The sequence below is a fragment of the Rhizobium sophorae genome (assembly GCF_013087515.1).
GTDB classification, from domain to species: Bacteria; Pseudomonadota; Alphaproteobacteria; order Rhizobiales; family Rhizobiaceae; genus Rhizobium; species Rhizobium sophorae.
This window is the reverse complement of sequence record NZ_JABFCN010000005.1, coordinates 1-25459: the sequence shown is the minus strand read 5'-3', so window position 1 is coordinate 25459 and position 25459 is coordinate 1. Positions and strand designations below refer to the sequence as shown.

The window sequence follows — 25459 nt, the reverse complement described above, 5'->3', positions numbered from 1 at the left end:
GTGCTCCGGAACAAGAGGGAGAAACGATGATGAATTTCCGTAACGCAGGCATTCTGGCCGGACTGGCGCTCAGCGTCTCAGCCGCGGCGCTGAATGCCTATGCCTCCGAGCCAACCATTCCACCGCAGCCGGCGGATTTCCCCGCCGAAGGCAAGATCAACTATGTGGCGCGTGACTCCATCCTGGAGTTCAAGGCGCTGCCCGAATATCATGAGCCCGACTGGGTCACGAAAAACTTCGTCGCCACCGGCAAGCTGCCGCCGGTCAAGGACCGGCTGCCGAAGGAGCCGCTGGTCTTCAAGACAGGCAATATGCCAGACGGCATCGGTGTCTACGGCGATACGATGCGCCACGTCATCGGCGGACGGCCGGAAGGCTGGAACTATGGCGCCGGCCAGACGCAGGGCTGGGGCGGCATCGATATCGGCCTTTCCGAATGCCTGACGCGCACCGCGCCGCTGTTCCAGGTGCAGGCCTCCGACACCGAGCCGCTGCCGAACCTCGCCAAGAGCTGGGATTGGTCGCAAGACGGCCATAAGCTGACCATGCACCTGATCGAAGGCGCCAAATGGTCCGACGGCGCGCCCTTCAATGCCGACGACATCATGTTCTACTGGGACGACGAAGTCATCGACCCGAACGTCTCGCCGCTCGGCGGCGGCGCCTCGCCGGAAGCCTTCGGCGCCGGGACGACGCTGAAGAAGGTCGACGATTACACCGTCGAATGGACCTTCAAGGAAGCCTTCCCGAAGCAATATCTCTACACGATGTCATACCCGAATTTCTGCCCGGGTCCGTCGCACATCCTGAAGCCGAAGCATCCGAAATATTCGAAGAACACCTACGACCAGTTCAAGAACGCCTTCCCGCCCGAGTTCATGAACATGCCGGTCATGGGCGCCTGGGTACCGGTCGAATATCGCCCGGACGACATCATCGTCATGCGCCGCAACCCCTATTACTGGAAGGTCGACGAGAAGGGCGATCAGCTGCCCTATCTGAACGAGCTGCACTACAAGCTCTCGACCTGGGCCGATCGTGACGTTCAGGCCGTGGCAGGATCCGCCGATTTCTCGAACCTCGAGCAGCCGGAAAACTTCGTCGCCTCGCTGAAGCGTGCCGCGGAAGAAACGGCGCCCGCCCGGCTTGCCTTCGGCCCGCGCCTCATCGGCTACAATCTCCGCATGAACTTCTCCGCCAACGGCTGGGGCAGCCCGGACGAGCGCGGTGAAGCGATCCGCGAGCTGAACCGCAACGAGGACTTCCGCAAGGCCGTCACCATGGCGCTCGACCGCAAGGCAATCGGCGACTCGCTGGTCAAGGGACCGTTCACCGCGATCTATCCCGGTGGGCTCTCCTCCGGCACCAGCTTCTACGACCGCAACTCGACGGTCTACTACCCCTTTGATCTTGAGGGCGCCAAGGCGGAACTCGCCAAAGCCGGTCTCAAGGACACCGACGGCAACGGCATCGTGAACTTCCCGGCCGGGACGCTCGGCGGCAAGGATGTCGAAATCGTCATGCTGATCAACAATCAGTACACGACCGACAAGAGCCTTGCCGAAGGTGTCGTCGGCCAGATGGAGAAACTCGGGCTGAAGATCGTCATCAACGCGCTCGACGGTGCCAAGCGTGACGACGCCCATTATGCCGGCCGCTTCGACTGGCTGATCCAGCGCAACACGACGGAGCTGTCGTCGGTGGTGCAGAATACCGAACAGCTTGCGCCTGTCGGTCCGCGCACCAGCTGGCACCATCGCGCCGGCAAGGATGATCAGCTCGATCTGATGCCATTCGAAAAGGAGCTTGTCGACGTCGTCAACAAGTTCAGGACGAGCCAGAACAACGAAGAGCGCGTCGATCTGATGAAGCAGTATCAGAAGATCTCGACGGAGCACGTCAACACCGTCGGCCTGACGGAATATCCGGGCGCCCTGATCGTCAACAAGCGGTTCTCCAACGTGCCCCAGGGTACGCCGATCATGATGTTCAACTGGGCTGAAGATTCGGTGATCCGCGAACGCCTGTGGGTGGCCGCCGACAAGCAGGGCAAATACGAGCTGTTCCCCGAACAGCTGCCTGGCAAGCCCGGCGAAAAGGGCCCGATCAACTGATGCCTGTCATCAGGACACAAAGAGCCAAAGCGCGTCGCATGTGATGCGACGCTGGAGAGTTCCCTCCCAGCTGAAGTGAAATTCAGGCCGCGCGTGGCGCGCGGCCTGATATGACCAACAAGCCGGCCGCGCTGACAAGGAGCGACTGGCGGCAAGGAGAAGCGAACCGTCTGATGTTACGATTCCTGCTCGTGCGCATAGCCTCTGCGATCCCCATTCTCTTCATCCTGAGCGTGGTGACTTTCGCGATTATCCAGGCCCCGCCCGGCGACTACGCCGATTACATCCGCTCCCAGCTGATCAACCAAGGCGGTGCGTCCTATGCCCAGGCCGAAGCGCAGGCGCAGCTCTACCGGGTCGAACATGGCCTCGATAAGCCGCTGGTCGTCCAATACGTCAACTGGATCGGCGGGATCGTGACGCGCGGCGATTTCGGTTACAGCATGTTCTACAACAAGCCGGTCGCCGATGTCGTCGGTGAACGCCTGCCGCGGACCTTGCTTCTGGCGCTCGTCTGCCACCTCTTCGCCTCGGTGCTTGGCATCGGTTTCGGCATCTGGGCGGCAACGCGCCAATATAGCTGGATCGACAGCCTGCTTTCGGGGATTTCCTTCCTCGGCATGACGGTGCCGCGCTTCCTGATGGCGCTGATCATCGTCTATCTCCTGGTTTTCCAGCTTAACGTCTCCGAAATCGGCAGCTTCTTCTCGCCGCAATATGGCGGCGCGCCCTGGTCGTGGGCGAAGTTCGTCGATCTCGTCCACCATGTCTGGCCGGTCGTCGCGATCGCCACCTTCGGTGGGCTCGCCTACAATATGCGCGTCATGCGCGGCAATCTGCTCGATACGCTGAATGCCCAATATGTCGAGACGGCCAAGGCCAAGGGGCTTTCCGGCGCAGCCGTGGTCATGCGCCATGCGGTGCCGAATGCGCTGCACCCGCTGGTGATGTACCAGGGCGTCGTGCTGCCCTATATGCTGACCGGCGAGATCGAGACCGCGATCATTTTCGCATTGCCGACCGTTGGCCCGGCGATCGTCGGCTCGATGGCGGTCGGCGACGTCTATGTCACCGCTACCTTCATGATGGTGCTGTCGGCGACGCTGATCGTCGGCAACATCATCGCCGACATGCTGCTCGCTTTGCTCGATCCCCGCGTCCGCCAATATGGAGGAGCCTGAGATGTTGGCTTTCGACTCTTCTGCAACGCCGCCGACAACCGACATCGAGACCAAAAAACAATCGCGCGGGCATGAGAGCTATATCGCCCTTGTCTGGCGCCGGCTGAGGCGCTCCTGGACCGGCATGGCAGGGCTGGTGCTCGTCGTGCTCCTGCTCGTCATGGCGATCTTTGCCGATTTCTTTGCGCCGATGGACCCGAAGGCGACCGATGTCGGCTTCGCGCCGCCGCAGATGATGAGCTTCCACGACAAGGACGGCAATTTCGTCTTCCAGCCGCGCGTCTATGCGCTGTCGGATTCCGAAGAGCTCGACCCGGTCACCTTCCAGCCGATCGTCGGCGTCGACTACGACAACCCGCGGCTGCTCGGCTTCTTCGTCAAGGGCGCCGAATATCGGCTCCTCGGCCTGATCCCGGCCAACCGGCACTTCTTCGGCTCGACCGACGGCCAGCCGGTGCATTTCCTCGGCACCGACAAGTTCGGCCGTGACGTGCTGTCGCGCGCCATCATCGGCTCGCGCATTTCGCTGACGATTGCCCTGACGGTGGTCTTCATCGTCACCATCATCGGCACGACCGTCGGCATGGTGTCGGGCTATTTCGGCGGCACATTTGATGTCTGGCTGCAACGTTTCGTCGAACTGGTGCTCGCCTTCCCGCAACTGCCGCTCTATCTGGCGCTGACCTCGCTGATCCCGGTGACGGCGCCGACCAATGTCTTCCTTGCCTTCGTCATCGCCGTGATGTCGGCGCTCGGCTGGGCGCAGATGTCGCGCGAGGTGCGCGGCAAGACCTTGGCGCTCGCCCGCATCGATTATGTCAGGGCGGCAATGGCCGTCGGCGCCACCGATACACGCATCATCATGCAGCACATTTTCCCGAATGTGATGAGCCATGTCATCGTCGCGGTGACGCTGCACATACCGAGCGTCGTGCTCTTGGAATCCTTTCTCGGTTTCCTCGGCTTCGCCGTCAAGCCGCCGCTGATCTCCTGGGGGCTGATGCTACAGGATACGGCGACCTATTCGGTGATCGGCTCCTATCCCTGGATTCTCTCCCCCGTCGGCTTCGTGCTCGTCACCGTCTTCGCATTCAATGCGCTCGGCGACGGATTGCGCGACGCGGTCGATCCTTATTGAGGTGATGAAGATGGCTCTTGCACTGGTCAATTCCTTCGCCCCGCCCGTCCGCCACGATCATGATGGCCGTTCGGACACGCCGATCATCGACGCCCGCAACGTGGCCGTGAATTTCAAGGTCGAAGACGGCATGGTCGAAGCCGTCAAGGACGTCTCCTTCCAGCTCTATCGCGGCGAGACGATCGCGATCGTCGGCGAATCCGGCTCCGGCAAATCGGTGACGGCGCGAACGGTGATGGGGCTGTTGTCGAAGCGCGCCGTCGTCTCCGACAAATCGACGGTCGCCTATGACGGCAGCAACATCCTGAAATTCTCCGAGCGGGCGCGCCGCAAGCTGCGCGGCGACCGCATCTCGATGATCTTCCAGGAGCCGATGAGCTCGCTGAACCCGATCTATACGATCGGCAGTCAGATCGTCGAGGCGATCCGCGTGCATCGCCGGATCAGCAAGAGGGATGCGCAAAAGCGGGCGCTCGAACTGCTCGAACATGTGCAGATTCCCGATCCCGCCGCGCGGCTCATGCAATATCCGCATCAGCTTTCCGGCGGGCAGCGCCAGCGTGTGATGATCGCCATGGCGCTTGCCAACGATCCGGACGTGCTGATTGCCGACGAGCCGACGACGGCGCTCGACGTCACCGTGCAGGCGCAGATCCTGAACCTGATCCGCAACCTGCAAAAAGAATTGGGGATGGCCGTCATCCTCATCACCCACGACCTGACCGTGGTGCGGCAGTTCTCCGATTACGTCTATGTGATGCAGTATGGTGAAGTGCGCGAGCACAACACCACCGAAGCGCTGTTTGCCAATCCGCAGGACGTCTATACCAGGCATCTGCTCGCCTCCGAGCCGCGTGGCCAGGCCAATCCGCTGCCGGAAGGGTCGGATGTCATCCTCGAAGCTAAGGGTGTGCGCGTCTCCTTCATGATGCGTCACGGTACCTTTCTCAAGCCGGCGATGCGTGAGCTTGTCGCCGTCGACAGCCTCGACCTGACGCTGCGCCGTCACGAGACGCTCGGACTCGTGGGCGAATCCGGTTCCGGCAAGACGACATTCGGCCAGGCGATCCTGCGGCTGAACACGCCCGACAGCGGCGAGATCCATTTCGACCATCAGCCGATCCACGGCCTTTCCCGGGCCGAGATGCGGCCCTTGCGCGCCCGCATGCAGGTGGTGTTCCAGGATCCTTTCTCATCGCTCAACCCGCGCATGACGATCGGCCAGATCATCGAGGAAGGTCTCGTCGTCAACAGGCTGGGCGCCACCAAGGCCGAACGGCAGGACCGGGTGCGCGAAGCGCTGATTGCCGCCGGCATGCCGGGCCATATCCTGTCGCGCTTCCCGCACGAATTTTCCGGCGGCCAGCGCCAGCGCATCGCCATTGCCCGCGCCATCGCGCTGGAGCCGGAATTCATCCTGCTCGACGAGCCGACATCGGCGCTCGACCTTTCCGTCCAGGCGCAGATCATCGAACTCCTGCGCAAGCTGCAGGACGAGCGTGGCCTGAGTTACCTGTTCATCTCCCACGATCTCAAAGTTGTCAGGGCGCTCTGCCATCGCGTCATCGTCATGCAGCATGGCAAAATCGTCGAAGAGGGCCTAGTCAACGAGGTTCTCACCCATCCCAAGACCGCCTACACCGAACGGCTCGTCAAGGCCGCTTTCGAGGTAGCATGATTGCCGAATGCCGGAGGTTATAATGGCAGCAAATCCCAAAATCACGTTCATCGGAGCAGGCTCCACCGTCTTCATGAAGAACATCGTCGGCGACGTGTTGCAGCGTCCGGCCCTGTCGGGTGCGACGATCGCCCTGATGGATCTCAACCCGCAAAGGCTGGAAGAAAGCGCCGTCGTCGTCAACAAGCTGATCTCGACGCTCGGCGTGAAGGCGAAGGCCGAGACCTATTCCGACCAGCGCAAGGCGCTTGCGGGCGCCGATTTCGTCGTCGTCGCCTTCCAGATCGGCGGTTATGAGCCCTGCACGGTCACCGATTTCGAAGTGCCGAAGAAATACGGGCTGCGCCAGACGATCGCCGATACGCTCGGCGTCGGCGGCATCATGCGCGGGCTTCGCACCGTGCCGCATCTCTGGAAGGTCTGCGAGGATATGCTCGCCGTCTGCCCCGAGGCGATCATGCTGCAATACGTCAACCCGATGGCGATCAACACCTGGGCAATCGCCGCGAAATATCCGACCATCCGCCAGGTCGGCCTCTGCCATTCGGTGCAGGGCACGGCAATGGAACTGGCCCACGACCTCGACATTCCCTACGAGGAAATCCGTTACCGGGCGGCCGGCATCAACCACATGGCCTTCTATCTCAAATTCGAGCATCGCCAGGCTGACGGGTCCTACCGCGACCTCTATCCCGATCTCGTGCGCGGCTACCGCGAGGGCAGGGCGCCGAAGCCCGGCTGGAACCCGCGCTGCCCGAACAAGGTGCGCTACGAGATGCTGACGCGGCTCGGCTATTTCGTCACCGAAAGCTCGGAGCATTTCGCCGAATACACGCCCTATTTCATCAAGGAGGGCCGCGAGGACCTGATCGAGAAATTCGGCATTCCGCTCGATGAATATCCGAAGCGCTGCATCGAGCAGATCGAGCGCTGGAAAGGCCAGGCGGAGGCCTATCGTTCGGCCGACAAGATCGAGGTCAAGCCGTCGAAGGAATATGCCTCCTCGATCATCAATTCGGTCTGGACCGGCGAGCCCTCAGTGATCTACGGCAATGTACGCAACAATGGCTGCATCACCTCGCTGCCTGCCAATTGCGCTGCCGAAGTGCCCTGCCTCGTCGACGCCTCCGGCATCCAGCCGACCTTCATCGGCGACCTGCCGCCGCAGCTGACCGCGCTGATCCGCACCAATATCAACGTGCAGGAGCTGACGGTGCAGGCGCTGATGACCGAGAATCGCGAGCACATCTATCACGCCGCGATGATGGACCCGCATACGGCAGCCGAACTCGACCTCGACCAGATCTGGTCGCTGGTCGATGATCTGCTCGCTACCCACGGCGACTGGCTGCCCGAATGGGCACGCACGGCCCGCAAGGTGCAGGCCGCCTGACCCCCTCTCCCGGGTGAGGCGTCAAGGAGCCCCGCGGTGGCAACAACCGCGGGGCTCTTTGCGTGGGGATGGGGCGTTTTGCGATTTGGGGACATGACTCGCATGGCCGGATCGACATCCTTCGCCATTTTCTTGAATGCACCTTCAGAGCCGAATCGAAGGCGCTTCACCGAAGATAAGGCGAAGCCTTCGAAGCACGGCGGTAGGACGCAGCGCAACAGCGACGGCTATCGCGAGCGGTTGTGGGGTAAAACGAAAGAGCCTCATGCTGCTGCCCAAATTCTGGCCGGATCGTCCGTTTGGAACAGATCCTCCTAATATACGTTTGTGGGAAGCCTGCCCCACGGAGGACGCCATGATCAGCATCTGGGATGCGAACGTCGAATTGAAGATAGATGATCGTTTTCACGTCATCAGGAGCGCTCGGGAGGCGGTCGCATTCTTGAAGAAATCCTGGCCCGACAATAGAAGCGAGAGCTACGCGACAGCGCGGAAGGTATGCCTGGACGCGGCGAATGGTGTTGTTCCCGGTGCGGAAGCGCGAGCTGCGTTTGAGGCTGCGGCGAAGGAGGCCGGCATCCTGCGACAAACTTAGGGATTACCTTATTCGTGCCTGCCATTGAACAGAGGCGCTGGCGCAGTGCCATGAGGAGCGACATGACAGAGGGTGATGCACTCCGCCAGGAAATCTATCGGCTTGCCGCGGCAGCCGAAGCTGACCCAGAAACAACGTCGAATTTGAAGGCGCTGGCCGTGCAGCTCTGGGCAAACTTCGACGAATTCACCGTCGAGGACCTGGAAGATATACTGAGGGACGAATGGAGAACTCGCGGACTGCCGTTCAACGACAACGCGGATATGTAGGCGCTTCTAGAATTGGAGACGTCTGTGCTACCTCAGAGGCCTCTTTGCTGCGTTCGCAATCGGGCCCCTAGCTGACCTTTGTTCGATCGGTGACGCATGCTCCTCGTGAGCAGTGGTGCCGATATCTTCCGCGCGCTGGGTTCTCAAAATTATGGTACTTGAAAGTACCTAAAATGCCCCTATAGTTGAGTCCGTTGGAGAAAAATCGGCCAATGGACTTCGCGCTCCTTTTCAACCTGTTCCGGAAGCCCAAGCAGGCTAACGTCACTGACGTCACGCTCTGGCACAAGCACGAGACACTCCTGCCGGTGCCACTCGTCGACGCCGCCGCCCGAAACCCGTCGGGACAAATCTGGCGTCGGCTGAATGGTGTGCAATGGGAATATAAGCAGGACCCGGAAACGATTGAAGAATTCGACGCTCGACAATATTGAGGCTCAAAGCCCCGTCGCGGTGAAATTATCACAAACTCCCGCCCCTTTCGCGAGTGATTATCGTCGTCGGGTGTACCGCGCACATGGGTGCCATTCTTACGACAATGGCCGCGCACATAGACACTCCCGCCATAACTCGGCGCTGGCTTCGCCCATGACGAATGACCGTCAAAGCCCCCAGGGCGAGAGACCGCGCTGCGGCGCCACAACGACGTCCGGCAGCGTCGAGGCTTTCCGACGTTGGTCCCCCGAACGGCTAGGGGCTCTCAAACCCGCAATCGAGACTCTTGTAGCGTCGAGCTACGCTTGAATGATGGCAACTTATGGATTGCGCTGTCGACGCGAACGGCGTGCTCGTTTCCCTCAAGCTGCCTTCGGAAGTAAATTCAATGATCGGGCTGAAACGCCTACGAAAACAGAGCCGACACAGGGTAAGGCAGGGCGAGGGCGGGCATGTCATCCCGCTCGAAATATCCAACCGCTCTGGTCTCGCTGTCCGTCCACGCGCCTCGATCCGCAGCGACTCGGCATTTGAACAATGTGACCACGTACTCCACTTGATCACCGTTCGGGTAAGTGTACCGAAAGTCTCTTCCGCCAAAGATGCCGAGAACGGTGGTCGGGAATACGGCGAGGCCAGTCTCCTCCATCACCTCACGAATGATGGCCTCCTGTGGCGTTTCGCCAGGCTCGATTGCGCCAGCAGGCAAACTCCATCCTTCCCCTGAAGCTTTTTCTTGCAGGAGCAGATTGCCAGCATGATCATGAATGACAGCGGCCACCGAGGGAAGCAGGAGTAGGCGGTTCCCGATCAAACGGCGAAGCTCCATCAGGTATGGTGTCATCTTGGTCTTTCCATGGTTCCAATATCCTTTTGAGTCTTTCGACAATGCAACGCGGTAGAAGAATCACTCGTGTGGGCACATCATTGACATCGCAATTGTCTGAAGGAAGAAGTGGACATGGAGGACGAACAGTTTCGGCAGTTGCAAGGCATCGTTCTCAAGAGCCAGATGTTGTCAGCCCTTCTGCACAATTGGGAAAAGGTAGCCCTTCCGGACTGTTGGGTCGTTGCTGGTGCGATTGCTCAGACCGTCTGGAACCATAGGTTCGGTTTTCCGCCAGCTCACGGCATCAATGACATTGATATCGTCTATTTTGACGCCAGCGACCTTTCCGAGGACGCTGAAGCGGAACAAGCGGCACGCGTTCGAACGACCTTCTCCGATCTACCCGTTTGGATCGACGTGAAAAACGAAGCCAGGGTTCATCTTTGGTATGAAGCGAAACTCGGATATCCGATCAAGCCGTATACATCGACCATTGATGCCATCGCTACATTCCCGACAACGGCAACGGCCGTCGGCCTTTGTCCTCGCAATGGCAGCCTCGAACTGTGCACTCCTTTCGGCCTTTCCGATCTCCTAGACGGCGTTGTCCGTCCGAACAAGAGGCAGATCAGGCGGGAGATTTACGAGAAGAAGGTCAGTCGGTGGCTCAAAGTCTGGCCGAACCTTAATGTCGTGGGTTGGCTTGAGGACGAATGAGGAGACGCGTTCGTGTATCCTTGGGTCTGGCATAATCTAAACTACTTACGAAATGGGCGTGGCGTGTTCCAAGATCATTCCCGTCGATCAAATCGACTGCAGCCTCGTCGGAATTTTCGAGCTGCAGGAGCGCGTGGAAGAAGCCAGGAAATCGACCTGGGCAGCGGTTTGCGCAAAGTGTCCAGCTGCTTTCGACGGGGCATTGTTGCGCATGGCCTCCTTTCGGGTTGAAGGCGGAGGGCTGAGCATTGCTGCCAACCGGACCCGCTTTTCTGCCTACGTGGCGACACGCCATCCCGCTTTCGCATCCGAACATCCGCACGCAGATCGCGCTGATCCCCTTGGATTGACCGCTATCGTGCTGACGGCCGACGGCAATGTCATTGTCACGAAGCGAAGTTTGCTTGGATGCCGAACAAATCCACGGCTGCGGCTATCCTGTCGGGCGCAGATGCGGCACCGGATCGAATTGAAGCGTCTGAACTGCTTATTTACTCCGCGGAGGATATTCTCGATGACAATGGCCCTCACAAAAACGCCGCTATGACGTGGAGTTTCATCAAAGCCAGAAAGTTCCTGCAGCTGCATTCGCGCTCAGACTTCAGTCCGATGGGCCGTAGCACAGGCATCTAAGTACATTGCGGGGAGACAATGCCAAGTCTGTTCATTCGAGACCGATCTCGGTTGCGATTGTGCCGCTGTCCTCTGAGACATCCTCAACTGCGGGAATTTTGCTGTGATCAGAACGAAGATCGACCTGCTGTGGTTCAAGCGGTGCTGCGCGTTTCACCTGCAGCTTTTCCCCGACCGCGAGACAGTATCAAAACTCAGCGCCCTGCAGGACGGCATCGAGCGCGAGTGCGATGGTCCGCTGCTGCGCGTCCCCGCTGCGAGCCTGCACATGACGGTCGTCACTTTGATCGATGCAGCGACCCAGTTCAGTATGCCAAACGACGAGGTTTGGAAGCTGAACGGGGAGCGATGGAAGGAGATCGTTGAGAGACTGGTCAAAGAGACCCCACCGATTGATCTCAGTTTTCAAGAGATGCAGGCTTCAGAAGCTGCTATCTTCGTAGAGTCACCCGAGCCGCCAGAGCTGCAACGGCTTCGTCTAGCTGTTTCAGACGCCATCTGGTTCGAAGATTGGCGTCCAAAGCCGCCGCGAATAGCTCACATCACGCTGTTCAGGTTCTTTGCCGAGGAATGGCTGCCAGCGCTCCCCGGCGATGCTGGGTTGTTGCCCATCGAACTCAACGTAAAAGCCCTTCAATTGGTGAAAGAGAAAATTTACCCGAGCGTCGAAGTCGATGTACTTGGCCGACCATCGTGTCTGGGCGCAAGCGAATCATGACGCCCGGTTCAGAACAGAGGGAACGCTCCGCACGTCCACTCTCCCGGGCGAAACACCCTCAATGGCTAGTGGCCGCCAATATCGCCGCGAACTGGGCCTATGCCCCGCGGCTGTGCATTGGTTGTGTTGTCCGATCCACTCGTTGCGCGCCCCGAGACGATTGCTGCCGCGGCTGTTTTTCAGAGGCACGGCGTTCTCCGATCATGGCAGGCTGCCAAGGCCTCGAGGGCCAGGCGAGGTGAGGGGAACGGCGGGTCGCTGATTACGAGGTCGGCGACTCTCGGCTCAGGCGGCCTGAGCGGAACACACGGTTCTTAGGGCGGTCGGTCCGGCTCTGCCGCGCGCAACTGTCATGCTCTTATAAGAGCACAAATAGAAGGATTGTCCGCAATCTGTGATTGGAGAGACTTTTTATCTCAGTCTCCATCGGCTCCGATCTTGCCGAGACCGTGGAATTTGCGATCGACAGCATCGACGTCAGCGTCCGGGTGGAGCTCGTCTGATCTTTACGGCGGACGACAAGAACATCCTCGGTGACGGTTGCGAGGCTCCAACCCGCGAATGTGCAATTCATGTGATGCTCCATGGCTCTGACCGGCCCCTGAACGCCGTTTGCCGCTAAATGCCGGAGCGCGCGGGGGCTATGCCTGTCTTGTTCGAGGACCGCCTGGTACGAATCTTGCGCGCGGGCGTCACCAATGATGGTGGTGCATCGGCGAGTGCCTCGCGGGCAGCCGAGGTCAAGGTTGTGGCAACGAAATCTGCCTCCCCAAGCGCGGGCGGTTGCCTTTCCTTCTGGTTTTCCACCCAAAAGACCGCGCCGACGCGAATGGCTGGGTATATGCGCTTGAACCGACGAACAAGTATGGCGGCGTGCCTTGTCGAGTCCTCATTGAGGAAACAAACTACGATGGCGTTCGATTGTTTCGGAACGAGGCTCATGGCGCGGCGATTGGGGATGTCGGAATGCCTCGCTGCGACCACCTCTGCTCCCTGTACCTGAAGTATCTGGGCAAGCATCGCAGCCGACGCGTCGTCGAGCGGCCCCCTGCCTCCGACGCAAAAGACGGTCTTGCCCCGTCCGTCAGGTAGCTCGCTTTCATCCCCATTCCCTTCCTTGGCGGGGCTGGGCTGACCTGCCGCTTCCTTCTGTTCCTCTTCCTCTTCCTCTTCCTCTTCCTGCTCTTCTTCCTGCGCGATTTCCGCGAGGTTCGAGACCAGTGTGATGGCAGTCCCGAACACCTGTTCCATCTGCTCCGCGGTCAAGACGCCTCGACGTCTATCCTTCTCCGCGAGTAGAAGGGCGGGAATGGCAACCTTGCCATAGTAATCCTCCAGATAGTCCTCCTCCAGGAATTCCTCAGCGTAGTCGGTCGCCTCATCGGGATCGCCGGCAAGAAGCCGCTGATACAAACGCTCCTTGGGATCGAGCACCGGGTCACTACCAAAAACGACCTCAAGGAACTCGAACTGCGGGACATACCGGCCCAACACTGCGAGACACACGGTCAGCGGCGTGGACAGCACAAGACCGACTGGTCCCCACAGCCATGCCCAAAAAATCGCCGCGACGATGATTGCCAGCGGAGAGAGGCCGGTACGGGAACCATAGAGCCAAGGCTCGATGACGTTGTTGCTGGTCAATTCCAACACAAGGAAGATGGCCCCAACCCAGAGAACAAGGCTCCAGCCAGGGTCAACTGCAAAGGCCAGGAACAGCGGCAGGACCGTCGCGATCACAGGCCCGATATAAGGGACAAATCGAAGGACGATGGCTAGCATCCCCCAGAGCGCTGGATTTGGAATGCCAACCGCCCATAGTCCGAGCGCCAATGGGACGCCGTAGGCGCAGTTCACCACCAGCTGCATAAGAAGATACCGCGCGACGCGGCTACCTGCCTCCTGGATGGCTTCTGTTGTGCGATGCAGATCGCCATAGCCAACGAGCCGGATAAAGCGATCGCGAAGCTCTTCCCGCTCTAAAAGCATGAATATTACGACGACGATGATCAAGCCCAATGAAGCGATGGGGCCGAGCAGAGGACCAATCAGGCTAGTAAGCGTTTCAATTGGTCTACTAGGAGCGAATATCTCAACGAGCACGGGCTCCCTTGGTCTTGATCCGGTACCTGGAGCACCTGGGCGCTGCTCGGCGTTGCTGAGCTCACGACCGACGCTCTCAACAACTGATGTCAGGCGCCGCACAATACCGCTATCCGTTCCACTTTCCTGGAGAGACCGAATTTTTGCTATGATGTTGCCTTGGTAGGCCGGAAGGTTCTGGGCGACTTCGGCTACGTGTCCCGCTACGACAAGCCCGAACAGGACGAGAACAAGAAAAGCGATCACGACGGTGACGATTACCGCCGGAATACGCGGCATCCCAAGCTTTCGAAGACGAGAGGAGATGGGAGCCAACGCGAACGTCAACAGGACTGCGATTGCTAGAGGAAGAAGTACTTCCTTGCCGAAATACAGGATGGCAATAACAGCGAGTACACTCGCGAAGGCAGGCATGCGTGAAGGGGCGGATGGCGAGGTCGAATAGACGCGGCGGGGACCGAGGTCATTTTCCAATTCCGCCTCCGTGATCCTGGCGTCACTCGAAGACATCGATGTGTCGGTCGCTCTCACCAAGTCTTTGGAAAATAGGGCGCAGATCGGCCTCGGCAATGGTGTGACGAACCTCCCTCAACGGGCTTTAGGGCATACGTTCCGAAAAACAGCCCCGCCGTCGTTAGGGCTATGTTGCTGATCGCACCTTGATGCAGGCCAGTTCCTTTCAGCCACTCGTGCCGTTGCGTACGCTGCAGGCAATGGGCGCAGCATCTTCCTGCAATCCCGCTCCGAGCCATTGGGACCTTTTACGGTAGAATACTCGGCATCGCCCGGCTATTAGGTTCAAGTCACGTGGCCCTTTTAACGGTAATCGATGCCAAATCCTCCCGAATCCTCCGGCGAAAGCCTGGCAACTCCATCACGGGTCGCAATAAGCCAGCAGATTCAGCGATGCAAGCGGCCGCCCCGGATTCGCCAGGCCTCGTGGAGGTGGAACGGCTGCAGCATAGGATGAATGGCGCACTGGCCTTCTCGATTTTGATCTCCCACCGCAAGGCGTACACCGTCGCACTCACACGGCTACGAACATCCGACCTGTTCGATCGTACAGCCTGGAAAAGAGCTGTTCCATCAGTACCGGATTCCCATGGCCGCGGCGACCTCGTCGCTGTACCGCAAAGTCGTTGACGATCGGAGGCCTGTTCTTGACGCGGATGGTACGGATCTCGCTTTGCCTTTTTATCAACTCGTCGCGATCACGGGTGAATGCCTGGCGGGGGGACCAATCGCGTTGAGGTGGCCGTTTGCTCCATCCCGGCACTTTTGGCTATGAAGGGCCATGCGCTCAATGGCCGGCATAAGCAAAAGGATGCCTGCGACATGTATTGTTGCATCCGAAACTATCCTAATGGCATCGAAGCTCTGGCGGAAGCGTGCAAGCCGTTGCTTGATCACGCAAGTGGCGCTGAAGGCTATCAGCATATCGCCAGCAAGTTCGAGGTGCGTGATGGCTATGGCGCTATGAGCGTCCGAAACTTCGTCGCCGAAACCGATATTCTCGACGGGCGTTCCGCCGATCAGTGGCCGCGAGACGCTTTCGGGCAGGTCGCCGCCTGGCTGCGAGCTCTCGGCTTTCGAGGTTGATGCAACCGCGTATGATGCGGTGATCCCGGCACTATATCGAATCGGGGGAAGACTGGACTATGAAGGCACCATGTTCGCCTGCAGGAAAAAATCGTGATCATCACCGAGAGCTTGCCGTCCATTGTCTATGCCATTGCCGACGTCCACGGACGCGCCGATCTTCTCGAGGCCATGCTTGGATACATCGCCGCTGACTCGAATGATCATCATTCGAAGCCGGTCGTGATCTTCCTGGGCGATCTGGTCGATCGTGGCCCCCACAGTCCAAAGGTACTGGATCAGGTCTATTCGACACTCGACCTATATCCGGGTTCTCGACTGATCCTTGGCAACCATGATTTTTACCTGCGTGAGCTCCTTCGCGGTGCTCTCACATATGAGGACGCCGTCAACTGGATGGATTGGGGTGGCGTCGCGACATTGAGCGCGTATTCCACTTGGCCAGTCCCCGCGTTCGAGAACATCGCTGCAGATATCCGCCGCGTTTTCCCACACCATGTGGACTTGCTGGAAAATGCGCTGTCATTCAAGGAGATCGGGCGCTTCTGCTTTGTTCACGCTGGAATACGTCCCGGCGTTCAGCTCGCAAATCAAAGCGAATACGACTTGCGGTGGATCAGGGCGGGCTTTCTCGACCACATTGACGTTCATGACCATGTCGTTTTACACGGTCACACGATCACAAAGTCTCTTCGACCCGAAGTCTATTCAAATCGCATAGCATTGGATACCGGAGCCTATCGCACTGGCCGGCTAAGCGCCGCCGTAATCAGGCGCGATGAGCTTTCACACTTCGTATGCACCGAACTGACCGAGAGCGGCGCCATCCGAGTCGGCGAGTGGCGGCCATCTAATTGACAAGAGTAGGAGATCGACTGTCGATGTCTCCCCGTGCTCGGGCTCCGAGCGATTGGCGGGGAAGCAACGCTTGAATTTCTAGACCGAATGAAAGAATGAACGGCACTGCATCGGTGCCTTTTTCGCGGCTGTGGGTCGGGAGTACGGCTCGGGTCTCGCAACGTGGGCCTTGCCGTTGCGCTTCGATTATGTCGAGATAGGGAGCGATTTCGAGCGCCTTCGCCTGGATTTCGAGGACTGGAACGAGGGCCTTTCCGCTCAGTTGCGCGCGAATTCGAGAAGGGGGCCTATGTCGTGATTGTCGGCGGCTCGAAGTGCGGCGATGTACCGCGTGCGCAATTCTCCCGCGTCGGCCAGGCTCCCGCTATCGGCGGTCGGAGAAGCTGGGCACGTCCATTTCCAACCAGATCGCGGACAACCTGTCTCGCTATCAGGTCGATGTCATCGAGGTCATCGGCCATACCGACGAGCAGCCGCTGGCCCCGACGAGTTCCAATCTCGACAAGACCTTGATCGATGTCCTCGACAGCAAACCGCCGATCATCGCCTTTGAGCCGGCCGACAACGCGGGGCTAGGATTGGCACGGGCGATCGCCGTCGCGAATATCCTTAAGGCGAACCCAAAACTGAGCCAAACAACGGTGCTTCCGATGTCGGCGGCGCAATTGATACTACCGGGCGATACCGTCACCGCGGGGCAGGCGGGAAATGTCGAGGCGCGACGCCGCATCGAAATCAGGATCCGGAGACGGGCTCAGTCCCTGTCTCCATGATCAATGGCCCCATCGCGGCGCCCGCCATCCGGCTTTCAGCGCTTGGGCTTCATCACAAAACCAGCGCTCGCCTTTCATGGTGTCGACCTTGGTGCGGTCGTACCATGGAGACCATGGCGCGTGGTAGATATGGCCGTTCTCGGTGATGTTGCCTTTGATCGGGCAGCCCCTTGGGGCTTGTTGCTCGGCCACCTTCCATCTCTCGGCGCGATAATCCCATGCGGGGATCGTGAAAGCCTGCCAAATCCCCAGGTGCTCGCCGTGAGCCTTGTCCTCGAGCGTGGCGTAGTCGGTAGAGTATTTTCGGAATGCCCATGCGTTGCCTGACGCGATCATCTCGGCATTGATCTCACGCTCGCCGACACGACATACACCCAGTTGTCGTTCGTAGATGTCCACTCCGCGATCATCGCAGACGACGTCTCCCGATGCCACCAGTTCCTCCATCGCCGCAATGGCAACCTTGCCGCAGGGCCAATCTCCTCCGGACAAAGAAGCGCATTTCTGTCCGGCCTCGGGTGCATCGATTCCGTTGAGCCGCACCGTGACTTGGTCAAGAAGGATCGTGTCCCCGTCTATGACCCGCACCGTGGCCGCAGTCGATTCCCGTGGGAATGCCCCGATCGCGAATGCGATGATGACCGTCATCCAGCCTGTGTTTCTGAACTTCGTGTTCGCCAATAAGGAGTTGCCTTCTCTGTTCTTCAAAAACGCGACGCGAGGCGCCCGCTTCCGTTGCCCACGCCGCTTCAACTCGCGGCGCGTCGACGTGAGAACAGCCTCGCGATCCGAGGAAGCCCCTGAGGGGTCAATCTACACCCGCTCGTCGAACTGTCTTCGAGCGCGATTTTTCAGATCCCCGACCCGTCGAGGTTCCGGTCATCGTCGCCCTCCCAGGGTGGGGGTATCGACGTGCGACCAAGGTTGGCCGAAGGCATTGGCATCCAGCATTTCAGTTCCGGATCGGCATATTCGATGATCTGCCCCGGCGAGGAGTCGGACGCGCGCCAGCCTTCTCCCGCGAACTGATCGCCATTCGACCAGTACGCGAGGTCGACCTCCGCCGGCCCCTGCTCGGATGGCCGGATCGTGACCAGGATCCGACTACCGTCTTTCGGTGCGCTTGCCATATGGCGCCAACGGTCTGCCTCGTCCATCGTTTTTCCTCCTGTCTCGCTACAGGAGAATGTCACCTCCCCATCGAAAACGGTCAACTGAAACTTTGCCAAAGCGATCCATTGACCTGAACTGGAAAACAGCGGCCGATCCCGTTGGGGAAACGGGCAACGCCGGGGCCGGAGCAAGGTGACATCTGGAGCGTTCGGCGACGCGATCTTGGAGAACGCATCGGAATGCCGCTTTGACGCTCACCGCTGTCGCGGCGACATTGATCCTCGTTCCACGGGCAAACTGCTGTCGCGCTTCACCATCGTCGCGGCATCCCTGCATCGGATGCCGCGCGAGCGCGTTGACGCCACGCCGTCAGCCCACGGGTGCGAGTGTGGTCGGTTTGAGCTGACGGCGTCGGCACGCGTTGAAACGGGGACCAGCCGATGACTGCGGCGGCCCTTGCTTCCGAGGCGAGCGTCAGCCGCCGCCTTAACCGCGCTTAGCCAAAGAACGCGCGCAGTTGAGCGAAGAACCCACTTGGCTTGGAACCCGCCATCTTTCGCAAACGGCGAGCGACGACTGCAGCGCTGACGCGTTCACCGAAATGGCAGAAGCACACGAGATCATGCAATTGCTCGTCGCTGAGTTCGAAGAACCGTTTGGCTTCTCCATAGCTGTCATTTTCCATTCCCGCCGCCCGCAGAATGGGATCAGCGAATGCGACGGAGATGGGCGTGCCATCATCGCGCAGGGCAAGTCGATCTGAAATCGGCTGATATTCGGTTTCGTGAAGTGTCTTCAGAAACGGTCTGGGGCTGCGTTCGAGACTTTCGGCCCAGCGTTCAAGCCGTTCGCGCCGCGTGATTTCAAGGCGCTTGCAGGTCGGGCTGACCGTTGCGATGCTTTTCAACTGATCTAGTGCGTACTGTTCCATTTCGGCCTCCTATCTCCGGAAAAATAGATGGTCCGCCTCCCGAAAACAGCGTCGCTCAGGTCGCGTCCGATGTCCAATCACGATTGAAAACGGGCATCTAGTTGACGTTTCCGTAATCACTGGAGGCGCCTTTGCTTGCGGGCCGGCTCTTTTCCCATAGGGTTTCCGCGCCATGTCACGCCAAAGGCAACCAGGCAGGGTTCGGTATGGACGTAATTTTCGAACAGCTTCTGCACCTTTCTGGACACACCGAGACGCTCATTGCCGTTTACGATGGTCATGACCGGCTGCGGTACGCCAATAGCGCCTTTCGTTCTGTCTATTTCATCGAACCCGATGAAGCTCCACTCTGGCGACATCACCAGCTTGCGAGCGCATGGCAGGATTGTCCGGCAAGATCGCGACCAGGCGATCAAGGCGTCCTACACCGATGAACTCACGGGTGTCGCTAACCGCCGCTTCGTGATGGCACGCGTCGACGACATGCTGACAGCCGGCCGGGACGGAAACAACGGATGCCTTGCCGTATTCGACATCGACAATTTCAAGCACATCAACGATCGGCTTGGTCACCACGCCGGGGATCTCGTCCTGCGCGATTTCGCTCATCGCATCTATCAGATTGTTCGTCGCAACGATTGCTTTGGGCGAGTCGGCGGAGAAGAGTTCGTTCTCGTGATGCCGGCGACCGGGCCGGAAGACGCCATCGCCATGGTCGAGCGCATGCTGACTGTGATCCGCTTCTCCCGGCCTCTGCCTGAGTCACCTGACTTCAGCTACACCTGCTCCGCCGGTATCGCCGCTTGTGCCCCGTCAGACAGCGCTTCGGAGCTTTATCGACGCGCCGATCAAGCGCTCTACGCTGCCAAGTTGAGCGGACGGGACAGGGTGCGCGCGGCGTAGGGACAGCTACGCTTGAAGCTCCATTTGGCCTGTCTTGCACGTCAGTCGCTCGCCAGGGCAATGGCGATCGTCGGGCCGGCCGGGCAAGCCATCGCCGCCGCGTGCATCCGCGACGTGAGCGAAATGATGCCGGATCGCGGGGTTTGCCATGTCCGCCTCCGCCTAAACCTCCTCCTTGGATTGCGTGCCATCGCGTCCTGCCCCGGCTTTTGGTCCTGCCAGGCTCGCGCCGCCGGCAACGGCTTTGCCGTCCTCCACTGCGTTTCGGCCCCGCGGGGTGCAGGCAGCGCTTGCAGCCTGGCTTTCGGACCGCCGTAGCAGGTCGCGATGGCCGCGACCTCGAAACGGAGGTTCCAACATGAGCTGGCAGCAATCCAATCAACGATCCGATATCTACAGCCGCATCACCAACACGATCATCGCCGATCTTAAACGGGGCGTGCGGCCATGGACCAGACCCTGGACGACGGGACATGCGACAGCCGAGGTCAGCCGGCCACTGCGCCACAACGGCCAACCCTATTCCGGGATCAACGTTCTGCTTCTCTGGTCGCAAACCATCGCCCGCGGCTTTGCCTCGTCACGCTGGATGACGTTTCGCCAGGCAATCGAACTCGGCGGCGCCGTTCGCAAGGGCGAAACCGGCACGACCGTCGTCTTCGCCAGTTCGTTCATCCGCACCGAGACGACCGAGACGGGCACCGAGATCGAACAGGATGTTCCGTTCCTCAAGGCCTACACGGTGTTCAACATCGATCAGATCGCCGGTCTTAACGGCCGCTTTGACGACGTCGCACCTCACCCCGATCCGATGAGCCGCATCGGCAATGCCGGCCGCTTCTTCGCCAATACCGGCGCGCTGATCCGACACGGAGGATCGGCTGCCTATTATGCCGCTCAGCGTGATTACATCCAGATGCCCTGCCTGGATGCCTTCCGGGACGATGCGTCTTACGTCGCCGTCCTCAGCCACGAGATCACGCACTGGACCGGCGCACCGCGACGGCTTGATCGCGATCTCAGCCGCTACGCGAAAGACCGGAGCGAACGCGCCCGCGAAGAACTGATTGCCGAGCTCGGCAGCGCGTTTCTCTGCGCCGATCTCGGCATCGTCCCAGAGCTCGAACCACGCCCCGACCACGCAAGCTACCTCGATGGCTGGCTGAAGGTTCTGGGCAACGACAAGCGCGCCATCTTCTCGGCGGCAGCACATGCGCAGCGCGCCGTCGACTACCTGCATTCCTTGCAGCCGGAGCTCGACGAGGAGGAGGCTTTCCTTCACTCAACTGTCTCTTCCTTCACTCAGGCATGCGAGACGCCGATGCCGATCACCGCAGGACCCGATAGCCTCGCGACCGCTTTTTGCGCAAAAGCGTGAGCAGGAGATCGACGGCTTTTGCCTCGCTATCGAAGACATGGATCTTCTGCTGCCCGCGGCTGCCGATCCGTCCCCAGCTGCGCACCAGCGATGTCCCACCGAAGAGGTTCGGCTCGATCGACAGCGCATAAAAGCGGGCCATGTTCTTCGATGGATCGATGCGTTCGATATAGAGACGATAGGGCTGGACTGTCATGCGGGCAGAATCGCAAAGACCGGTTCACTGCGTCCAACGACATTTGTGAATCGGTCAGGCGTGATCGATTCATCGGGGTGATGGGACCGCCTGGCTCATCTCTCCTGCCGTGTTGAACACCACGGTCTCCTGGCCAGCCTGGCCAGGCAAATTGGAGACGGCCCTACCGGTTGAGGCGTAGGTGCAGGCTGGGCGATGATCTCTAAACATATCGTTTGCTCTAATATGATCTGCAAACAGATCTATATCGTTGACAACAGGGACAAGAGATATCTATACATATCATTGCATTGTCGAATGAAACGCGCAGGTATCACCATGACCCCAGATTCGGAGGCTTTGCTCGAAATCGGGCGGTTATTGAAGAAGGCACGACAGGCCTCGGCAATGACCCAGGAACAGGTCGCCGATTTGGCAGGCATTTCGCGTCCTCGTTATCGCGACATTGAGACGGGGGTCGCTGCGGCTCGCGCGACAACCTTGATGAATGTCGCCCGCGCGCTCGGCCTGGAAATGATGATGATCCCCCAAGCAATGGTTCCCGCGGTCGAGGCCTTGCTGCGCCCACATGACGACGATGACCTCCCGGCTTTCATCTCCCGCCCCGACGATAACGATCATGGCTAGGATGTTCCAGGCTCCGAACGCCATTCCTTCGCTTGAGGTGCTGCTGAACGATCTGAAGGTCGGTACACTTGTCAGGACGCCTGGAGATTTCAGTGCGTTCAGCTTCGACGAAGCTTATCGTGCGACGGGTGGGTTCCCAGTCCTTAGCCTGTCATTCCGGGCGGCGACGGGAGGGTTGCGCAAGGATCCCAAGCCAATTGCCGGCGCCTTGCCGACGTTCTTCGCCAATCTTCTTCCTGAAGACAAATTGCGCGAGGCGATGGAAAAGCACCACGCAGGTCATGTGCGCGCGGGCAACGATTTTGATCTGCTGGCCGCGCTCGGTCAGGACCTGCCAGGCGCTGTCCGCGTTGTACCGAGCGGTGGCACGACGGCGGTGATCGAGGACGCGTCGAGGGGCAAGCCGAAAGCCCGGTTTTCACTCGCAGGTGTGCAGATGAAACTCTCGGTGATGAAGAACACTGGCAGGGGTGGTGGTCTAACCTTGCCGATGGGTGACGAGCAGGGCCATTACATCGCCAAGTTTCCTTCGACATCGTTTCCTGGTGTTTCTGAAAACGAGTACGCCAACCTTGCATTGGCTGCAGCGATCGGCATGGAAGTGCCAGAACGCGAGCTTGTCGAGAAGTCCGATTTCGAAGGGATCCCCGAGGAGTTCGACACGCTGTCGGACGGAAAGGTACTCCTGGTCAAACGCTTCGATCGGGGCGCCGGCGCCGAACGCATTCATATCGAGGATTTCGCTCAGGTCTTCGGTATTTATCCCTCGCGCAAATACGAGGCCGCAGCATACCACGATATAGCCTCCGCCCTCGGTGTCGCCATCTCGCCGACGGCCGCCCTCGAGTTCGTACGCCGTCTGGCCCTGACGGTAATAACCGGCAATGGCGACATGCACCTCAAAAACTGGTCGGTGATCTATCGTGGCAATGGCGACAAGCCGGAGCTCGCGCCGATCTACGATGTCCTGTCGACCGTGCCCTATATTCCCGCCGATGCGATGGCGCTGTCGCTCGGCGGCGAGCGCTCCTTCAAGGCGCTCGCCGCGCAGCGATGGAAGATCTTCGCCAACCGCGCGAGGCTGCCGGAGCCGGCTGTGCTCAAGGCGGTCGTCGATATCGTTGAACGCGTCAACAAGCATTGGTGGAGCCTTCCGGAACGGGCCGTCGTCCCGGAAAAAGTGCTCGAGCGGATCGATGAGCACGTGAAGGCGATGACGCCCTTACTCAGCAGTTGCGCCAATCAATAGGGCTGGAATCAGAAGCACGCTGTCATGACGGATCTTCCGCTGCCGCGACTGCGTCCAAGGCGTGCGCAGACCGGTTCATCGGGGTGATGTGAACCGCCTGGTACATCTCTCCCGCCTTATCTCTCCTGGTTGGCAAACAATCCGGCAAATTCCGGATCGGCATAATAGCGCAACTTTGTCGCAACGATCGGCCGCTGCCCGGCGATGAACAGCAGCTCGGTCTTGGCATGCAGATTGCGCACTTCGTCGGGCGTCAGCAGAGGGCGGGCGACATGCTGCTCGGCGAAGGAGAGGCCGGTCCTTTCCGAGTCGAGCGCGCGCGCCGCCGTGTTGAACACCACGGTCTCCTGGCCAAGCAGATCGGAGACCAGACGGGCGCTGTCGTGATCATTGACGCCGAACACTTGCAGCACGCCGGCGTTGGACAGAAACGTGCCGGCACGCTGGCCATAGGTGGCGCGCAGCTGATGGATGTCCTGGACGATCGGCCAGAGTTGCACACCGTAACCTGCCATCAATCCCATGGCCCGTTCGATCGGCGCCAGATGACCAAGGGCGGCGAACTCGTCGAGCAGATAGAGAGCCGGCGGCGTGGGCGAGGGTGCGGTTCGCGCCATCTCGGTCAGGCTCTGGGCCGCCAGCAATCGCAGCCAACGCGAGTAGGCCGCAAGCCTGTCCGGCGGCAGGACCAGGAACACGGTCGCCTTGTCTGCCTTGAGGTCACCGAACCAAAAGTCCGAGCGTGACAACACCCCGGTCATGCGCGGACTGTCGAGGAAATGCGTATGTCGCTGGGCCGCCGACAGCACACCGCTGGCTTCACGATCCGACTTGCCGAGATGACGGTTGGCGGCCCGCGCAATCAGTCCGTTGACCGCGTCGCTTGCCTGCATCTCGCCCAGCACGGCACGGAACGCTTCCGGCCGGAAACGTGATCAGGGCGACGATGGCCCAGAGCGGATCGCGGGCCGCCATGCGCATCATGTTGCGGAGAGCGATTCTGATCTGGTTGGCATGGATCATGATGCCGCACTCCGGTTGCCGATATTGCCGACGTTGCCGAGCGACGGCTCATTTGCCTGCGGCTTCAGCAGATCGTCGAACAGATCCCGATCGCCATGGCGCGTGAGGAACTTCGGCAGTTCCGATCTCAACCACGCGGCCAGTCCTCCGCCGATCTGCACATCGCGATCATGCTCCAGCCGATGCAGCACAAGTGTGCCGATCAACACCTTGCGGCGCGTATCGATGGCGCGCTCCTGCTTGCTGAGACGGATCTGCAATGTCTTGCGTTGCGCTTCCAGCTGCGCCAGCCGTTCCCCGATGGATTTACGTGCCACTGTCATTGTCTCCCTTATCATCGATGAGCGATTGAACCGGCGCCATCAGGACATGGCTGTCCCCAATCGCATGCGCAGATGCTGCGACGATGGATGCATGTCGGCTACTCGCATATCTGCGCGTGGAAGCGACCGGGTGAACGGCTTACGAGGTCATCGGGAGATTGCCGCGCGCTCCCACCAGTGCCCGAAGGAGCCAAGCGACGAAGGCACAAGGGCGCACTTACGAGTTGCGGGGCAACTCAAAGCGCGGGCCGGCGGATCGGCCAAGAAGGACATGCGATGGCGATCTATCATCTCAGCATGAAGCCGATCGCCCGCAGCGGTGGCCGCAGCGCCGTGGCGTCCGCCGCCTATCGCGCCGCCGAGCGGCTGACGAACGAGCGCGATGGGCTGACGCATGATTTTAGCAACAGGAACGGTGTCGAGCATGCCGAGATCGTCTTGCCGGCTCGTTCTTCCGCCTATTGGGCGATGAAGCGATCCGCCTTGTGGAATGCCGCCGAGCGTGCCGAGAAACGCAGCGATGCCCGGATTGCCCGGGAATTCGAAATCGCGCTGCCGCACGAACTGACGCCGGATCAACGCCTGGTGCTGACGCGGGCGTTTGCGCTGCATCTGGCCAATCGTTATGGCGCTGCCGTCGACTTCGCGATCCATCGGCCGGGCGAGGGAAGCGACATCAGAAA

The 25459-nt window shown here is 59.9% G+C and carries 23 protein-coding genes and 5 pseudogenes; 19 read left to right on the top strand and 9 right to left on the bottom strand.

Annotated features, from left to right (window positions below; genetic code table 11):
• The first annotated feature begins 26 nt into the window (after window positions 1-26).
• The 8 genes from G9X64_RS04075 (at window position 27) to G9X64_RS04040 (ending at window position 8802) form a co-directional block, all read left to right on the top strand.
• Window positions 27-2114: an ABC transporter substrate-binding protein gene (locus G9X64_RS04075; RefSeq protein WP_168311562.1), complete on the top strand. Its 2088-nt coding sequence runs from the start codon at window positions 27-29 to the stop codon at window positions 2112-2114.
• A gap of 173 nt (window positions 2115-2287) precedes the next feature.
• Window positions 2288-3295 (top strand): ABC transporter permease, encoded by a 1008-nt coding sequence (locus tag G9X64_RS04070; protein WP_026188757.1) that lies wholly within the window; start codon window positions 2288-2290, stop codon window positions 3293-3295.
• 1 nt (window position 3296) lies between these two features.
• On the top strand, window positions 3297-4433 hold the full coding sequence (locus G9X64_RS04065; protein WP_168311563.1) for an ABC transporter permease: 1137 nt from the start codon (window positions 3297-3299) through the stop codon (window positions 4431-4433).
• A gap of 10 nt (window positions 4434-4443) precedes the next feature.
• Window positions 4444-6111 carry an ABC transporter ATP-binding protein gene (locus G9X64_RS04060; protein ID WP_171375996.1) on the top strand — a complete coding sequence of 556 codons (1668 nt, stop codon included), beginning with the start codon at window positions 4444-4446 and terminating at the stop codon, window positions 6109-6111.
• 22 nt (window positions 6112-6133) lie between these two features.
• Window positions 6134-7504 (top strand): alpha-glucosidase/alpha-galactosidase, encoded by a 1371-nt coding sequence (locus tag G9X64_RS04055; RefSeq protein WP_171375995.1) that lies wholly within the window; start codon window positions 6134-6136, stop codon window positions 7502-7504.
• A gap of 355 nt (window positions 7505-7859) precedes the next feature.
• A complete protein-coding gene (locus tag G9X64_RS04050) occupies window positions 7860-8099 on the top strand; it encodes a DUF982 domain-containing protein (RefSeq protein WP_171375994.1) in 240 nt (79 codons plus the stop codon).
• A 62-nt stretch (window positions 8100-8161) separates the two neighbouring features.
• Window positions 8162-8368: a hypothetical protein gene (locus G9X64_RS04045; protein WP_168311566.1), complete on the top strand. Its 207-nt coding sequence runs from the start codon at window positions 8162-8164 to the stop codon at window positions 8366-8368.
• Window positions 8369-8580: 212 nt separating this feature from the next.
• A complete protein-coding gene (locus G9X64_RS04040; protein WP_017992210.1) occupies window positions 8581-8802 on the top strand; it encodes a hypothetical protein in 222 nt (73 codons plus the stop codon).
• A 407-nt stretch (window positions 8803-9209) separates the two neighbouring features.
• Here the strand turns inward: G9X64_RS04040 and G9X64_RS04035 are convergent, their stop codons facing one another.
• Window positions 9210-9647 carry an NUDIX domain-containing protein gene (locus tag G9X64_RS04035; protein WP_171375993.1) on the bottom strand — a complete coding sequence of 146 codons (438 nt, stop codon included), beginning with the start codon at window positions 9645-9647 and terminating at the stop codon, window positions 9210-9212.
• A gap of 117 nt (window positions 9648-9764) precedes the next feature.
• Here G9X64_RS04035 and G9X64_RS04030 point away from each other — a divergent pair, with 117 nt between their 5' ends.
• From G9X64_RS04030 to G9X64_RS04020, 3 genes are all read left to right on the top strand, one after another.
• Window positions 9765-10349, top strand: coding sequence for a nucleotidyltransferase family protein (locus tag G9X64_RS04030; protein WP_171375992.1), 585 nt, complete (start codon window positions 9765-9767; stop codon window positions 10347-10349).
• 58 nt (window positions 10350-10407) lie between these two features.
• Window positions 10408-10896, top strand: coding sequence for a hypothetical protein (locus tag G9X64_RS04025; RefSeq protein ID WP_246270890.1), 489 nt, complete (start codon window positions 10408-10410; stop codon window positions 10894-10896).
• Window positions 10897-11085: 189 nt separating this feature from the next.
• Window positions 11086-11700 (top strand): 2'-5' RNA ligase family protein, encoded by a 615-nt coding sequence (locus tag G9X64_RS04020; RefSeq protein WP_171375991.1) that lies wholly within the window; start codon window positions 11086-11088, stop codon window positions 11698-11700.
• Window positions 11701-12318: 618 nt separating this feature from the next.
• Here G9X64_RS04020 and G9X64_RS04015 read toward each other — a convergent pair.
• The gene (locus G9X64_RS04015) at window positions 12319-14313 is read right to left on the bottom strand and encodes an AI-2E family transporter (protein ID WP_171375990.1); all 1995 of its coding nucleotides are present in this window, start codon (window positions 14311-14313) and stop codon (window positions 12319-12321) included.
• An 825-nt stretch (window positions 14314-15138) separates the two neighbouring features.
• Between G9X64_RS04015 and G9X64_RS36355 the strand changes: the two genes are divergently transcribed.
• Window positions 15139-15402: a hypothetical protein gene (locus G9X64_RS36355; protein WP_246270889.1), complete on the top strand. Its 264-nt coding sequence runs from the start codon at window positions 15139-15141 to the stop codon at window positions 15400-15402.
• 93 nt (window positions 15403-15495) lie between these two features.
• Window positions 15496-16260, top strand: a complete 765-nt coding sequence (locus G9X64_RS04005) for a metallophosphoesterase (RefSeq protein ID WP_168311568.1) — start codon at window positions 15496-15498, stop codon at window positions 16258-16260.
• Window positions 16261-16518: 258 nt separating this feature from the next.
• Here the strand turns inward: G9X64_RS04005 and G9X64_RS36350 are convergent.
• A pseudogene (locus tag G9X64_RS36350) lies at window positions 16519-16623 on the bottom strand (mobile mystery protein B); the annotation flags it as partial.
• A gap of 14 nt (window positions 16624-16637) precedes the next feature.
• Here G9X64_RS36350 and G9X64_RS04000 point away from each other — a divergent pair.
• Window positions 16638-17033 (top strand): annotated as a pseudogene (locus G9X64_RS04000) (OmpA family protein); the annotation flags it as partial.
• Here the strand turns inward: G9X64_RS04000 and G9X64_RS03995 are convergent.
• The 3 genes from G9X64_RS03995 to G9X64_RS03985 all read right to left on the bottom strand — a co-directional run bounded on the left by G9X64_RS03995 (window position 17034) and on the right by G9X64_RS03985 (window position 19077).
• Window positions 17034-17681 carry a thermonuclease family protein gene (locus G9X64_RS03995; protein WP_246270888.1) on the bottom strand — a complete coding sequence of 216 codons (648 nt, stop codon included), beginning with the start codon at window positions 17679-17681 and terminating at the stop codon, window positions 17034-17036.
• Between the two features lie 203 nt (window positions 17682-17884).
• Window positions 17885-18190, bottom strand: coding sequence for a hypothetical protein (locus G9X64_RS03990; RefSeq protein WP_003548855.1), 306 nt, complete (start codon window positions 18188-18190; stop codon window positions 17885-17887).
• A gap of 452 nt (window positions 18191-18642) precedes the next feature.
• On the bottom strand, window positions 18643-19077 hold the full coding sequence (locus G9X64_RS03985; RefSeq protein WP_168311570.1) for a hypothetical protein: 435 nt from the start codon (window positions 19075-19077) through the stop codon (window positions 18643-18645).
• 206 nt (window positions 19078-19283) lie between these two features.
• Here G9X64_RS03985 and G9X64_RS03980 point away from each other — a divergent pair.
• Both G9X64_RS03980 and G9X64_RS03975 read left to right on the top strand, forming a co-directional pair.
• A pseudogene (locus tag G9X64_RS03980) lies at window positions 19284-19980 on the top strand (GGDEF domain-containing protein).
• Window positions 19981-20338: 358 nt separating this feature from the next.
• Window positions 20339-21253: pseudogene (locus tag G9X64_RS03975) on the top strand (ArdC family protein); the annotation flags it as partial.
• A gap of 55 nt (window positions 21254-21308) precedes the next feature.
• Here the strand turns inward: G9X64_RS03975 and G9X64_RS03970 are convergent.
• A complete protein-coding gene (locus G9X64_RS03970; protein ID WP_168281160.1) occupies window positions 21309-21554 on the bottom strand; it encodes a WGR domain-containing protein in 246 nt (81 codons plus the stop codon).
• A 297-nt stretch (window positions 21555-21851) separates the two neighbouring features.
• On the opposite strand from G9X64_RS03970, the gene G9X64_RS03965 reads away from it, so the two are divergent.
• Window positions 21852-22181: a helix-turn-helix domain-containing protein gene (locus G9X64_RS03965; RefSeq protein WP_171375989.1), complete on the top strand. Its 330-nt coding sequence runs from the start codon at window positions 21852-21854 to the stop codon at window positions 22179-22181.
• A complete protein-coding gene (locus G9X64_RS03960) occupies window positions 22174-23430 on the top strand; it encodes a type II toxin-antitoxin system HipA family toxin (protein WP_171375988.1) in 1257 nt (418 codons plus the stop codon). Before G9X64_RS03965 ends, G9X64_RS03960 begins: the two co-directional genes overlap by 8 nt.
• Before the next feature lie 75 nt (window positions 23431-23505).
• On the opposite strand, the pseudogene G9X64_RS03955 reads toward G9X64_RS03960, so the two are convergent.
• Window positions 23506-24353, bottom strand: a pseudogene (locus tag G9X64_RS03955) (type IV secretory system conjugative DNA transfer family protein); the annotation flags it as partial.
• 96 nt (window positions 24354-24449) lie between these two features.
• The gene (locus G9X64_RS03950) at window positions 24450-24776 is read right to left on the bottom strand and encodes a mobilization protein (RefSeq protein ID WP_171375987.1); all 327 of its coding nucleotides are present in this window, start codon (window positions 24774-24776) and stop codon (window positions 24450-24452) included.
• Window positions 24777-25052: 276 nt separating this feature from the next.
• On the opposite strand from G9X64_RS03950, the gene G9X64_RS03945 reads away from it, so the two are divergent.
• Window positions 25053-25459 (top strand): MobA/MobL family protein (locus G9X64_RS03945; RefSeq protein ID WP_171375986.1); only part of this gene is annotated, 407 nt, incomplete at its 3' end.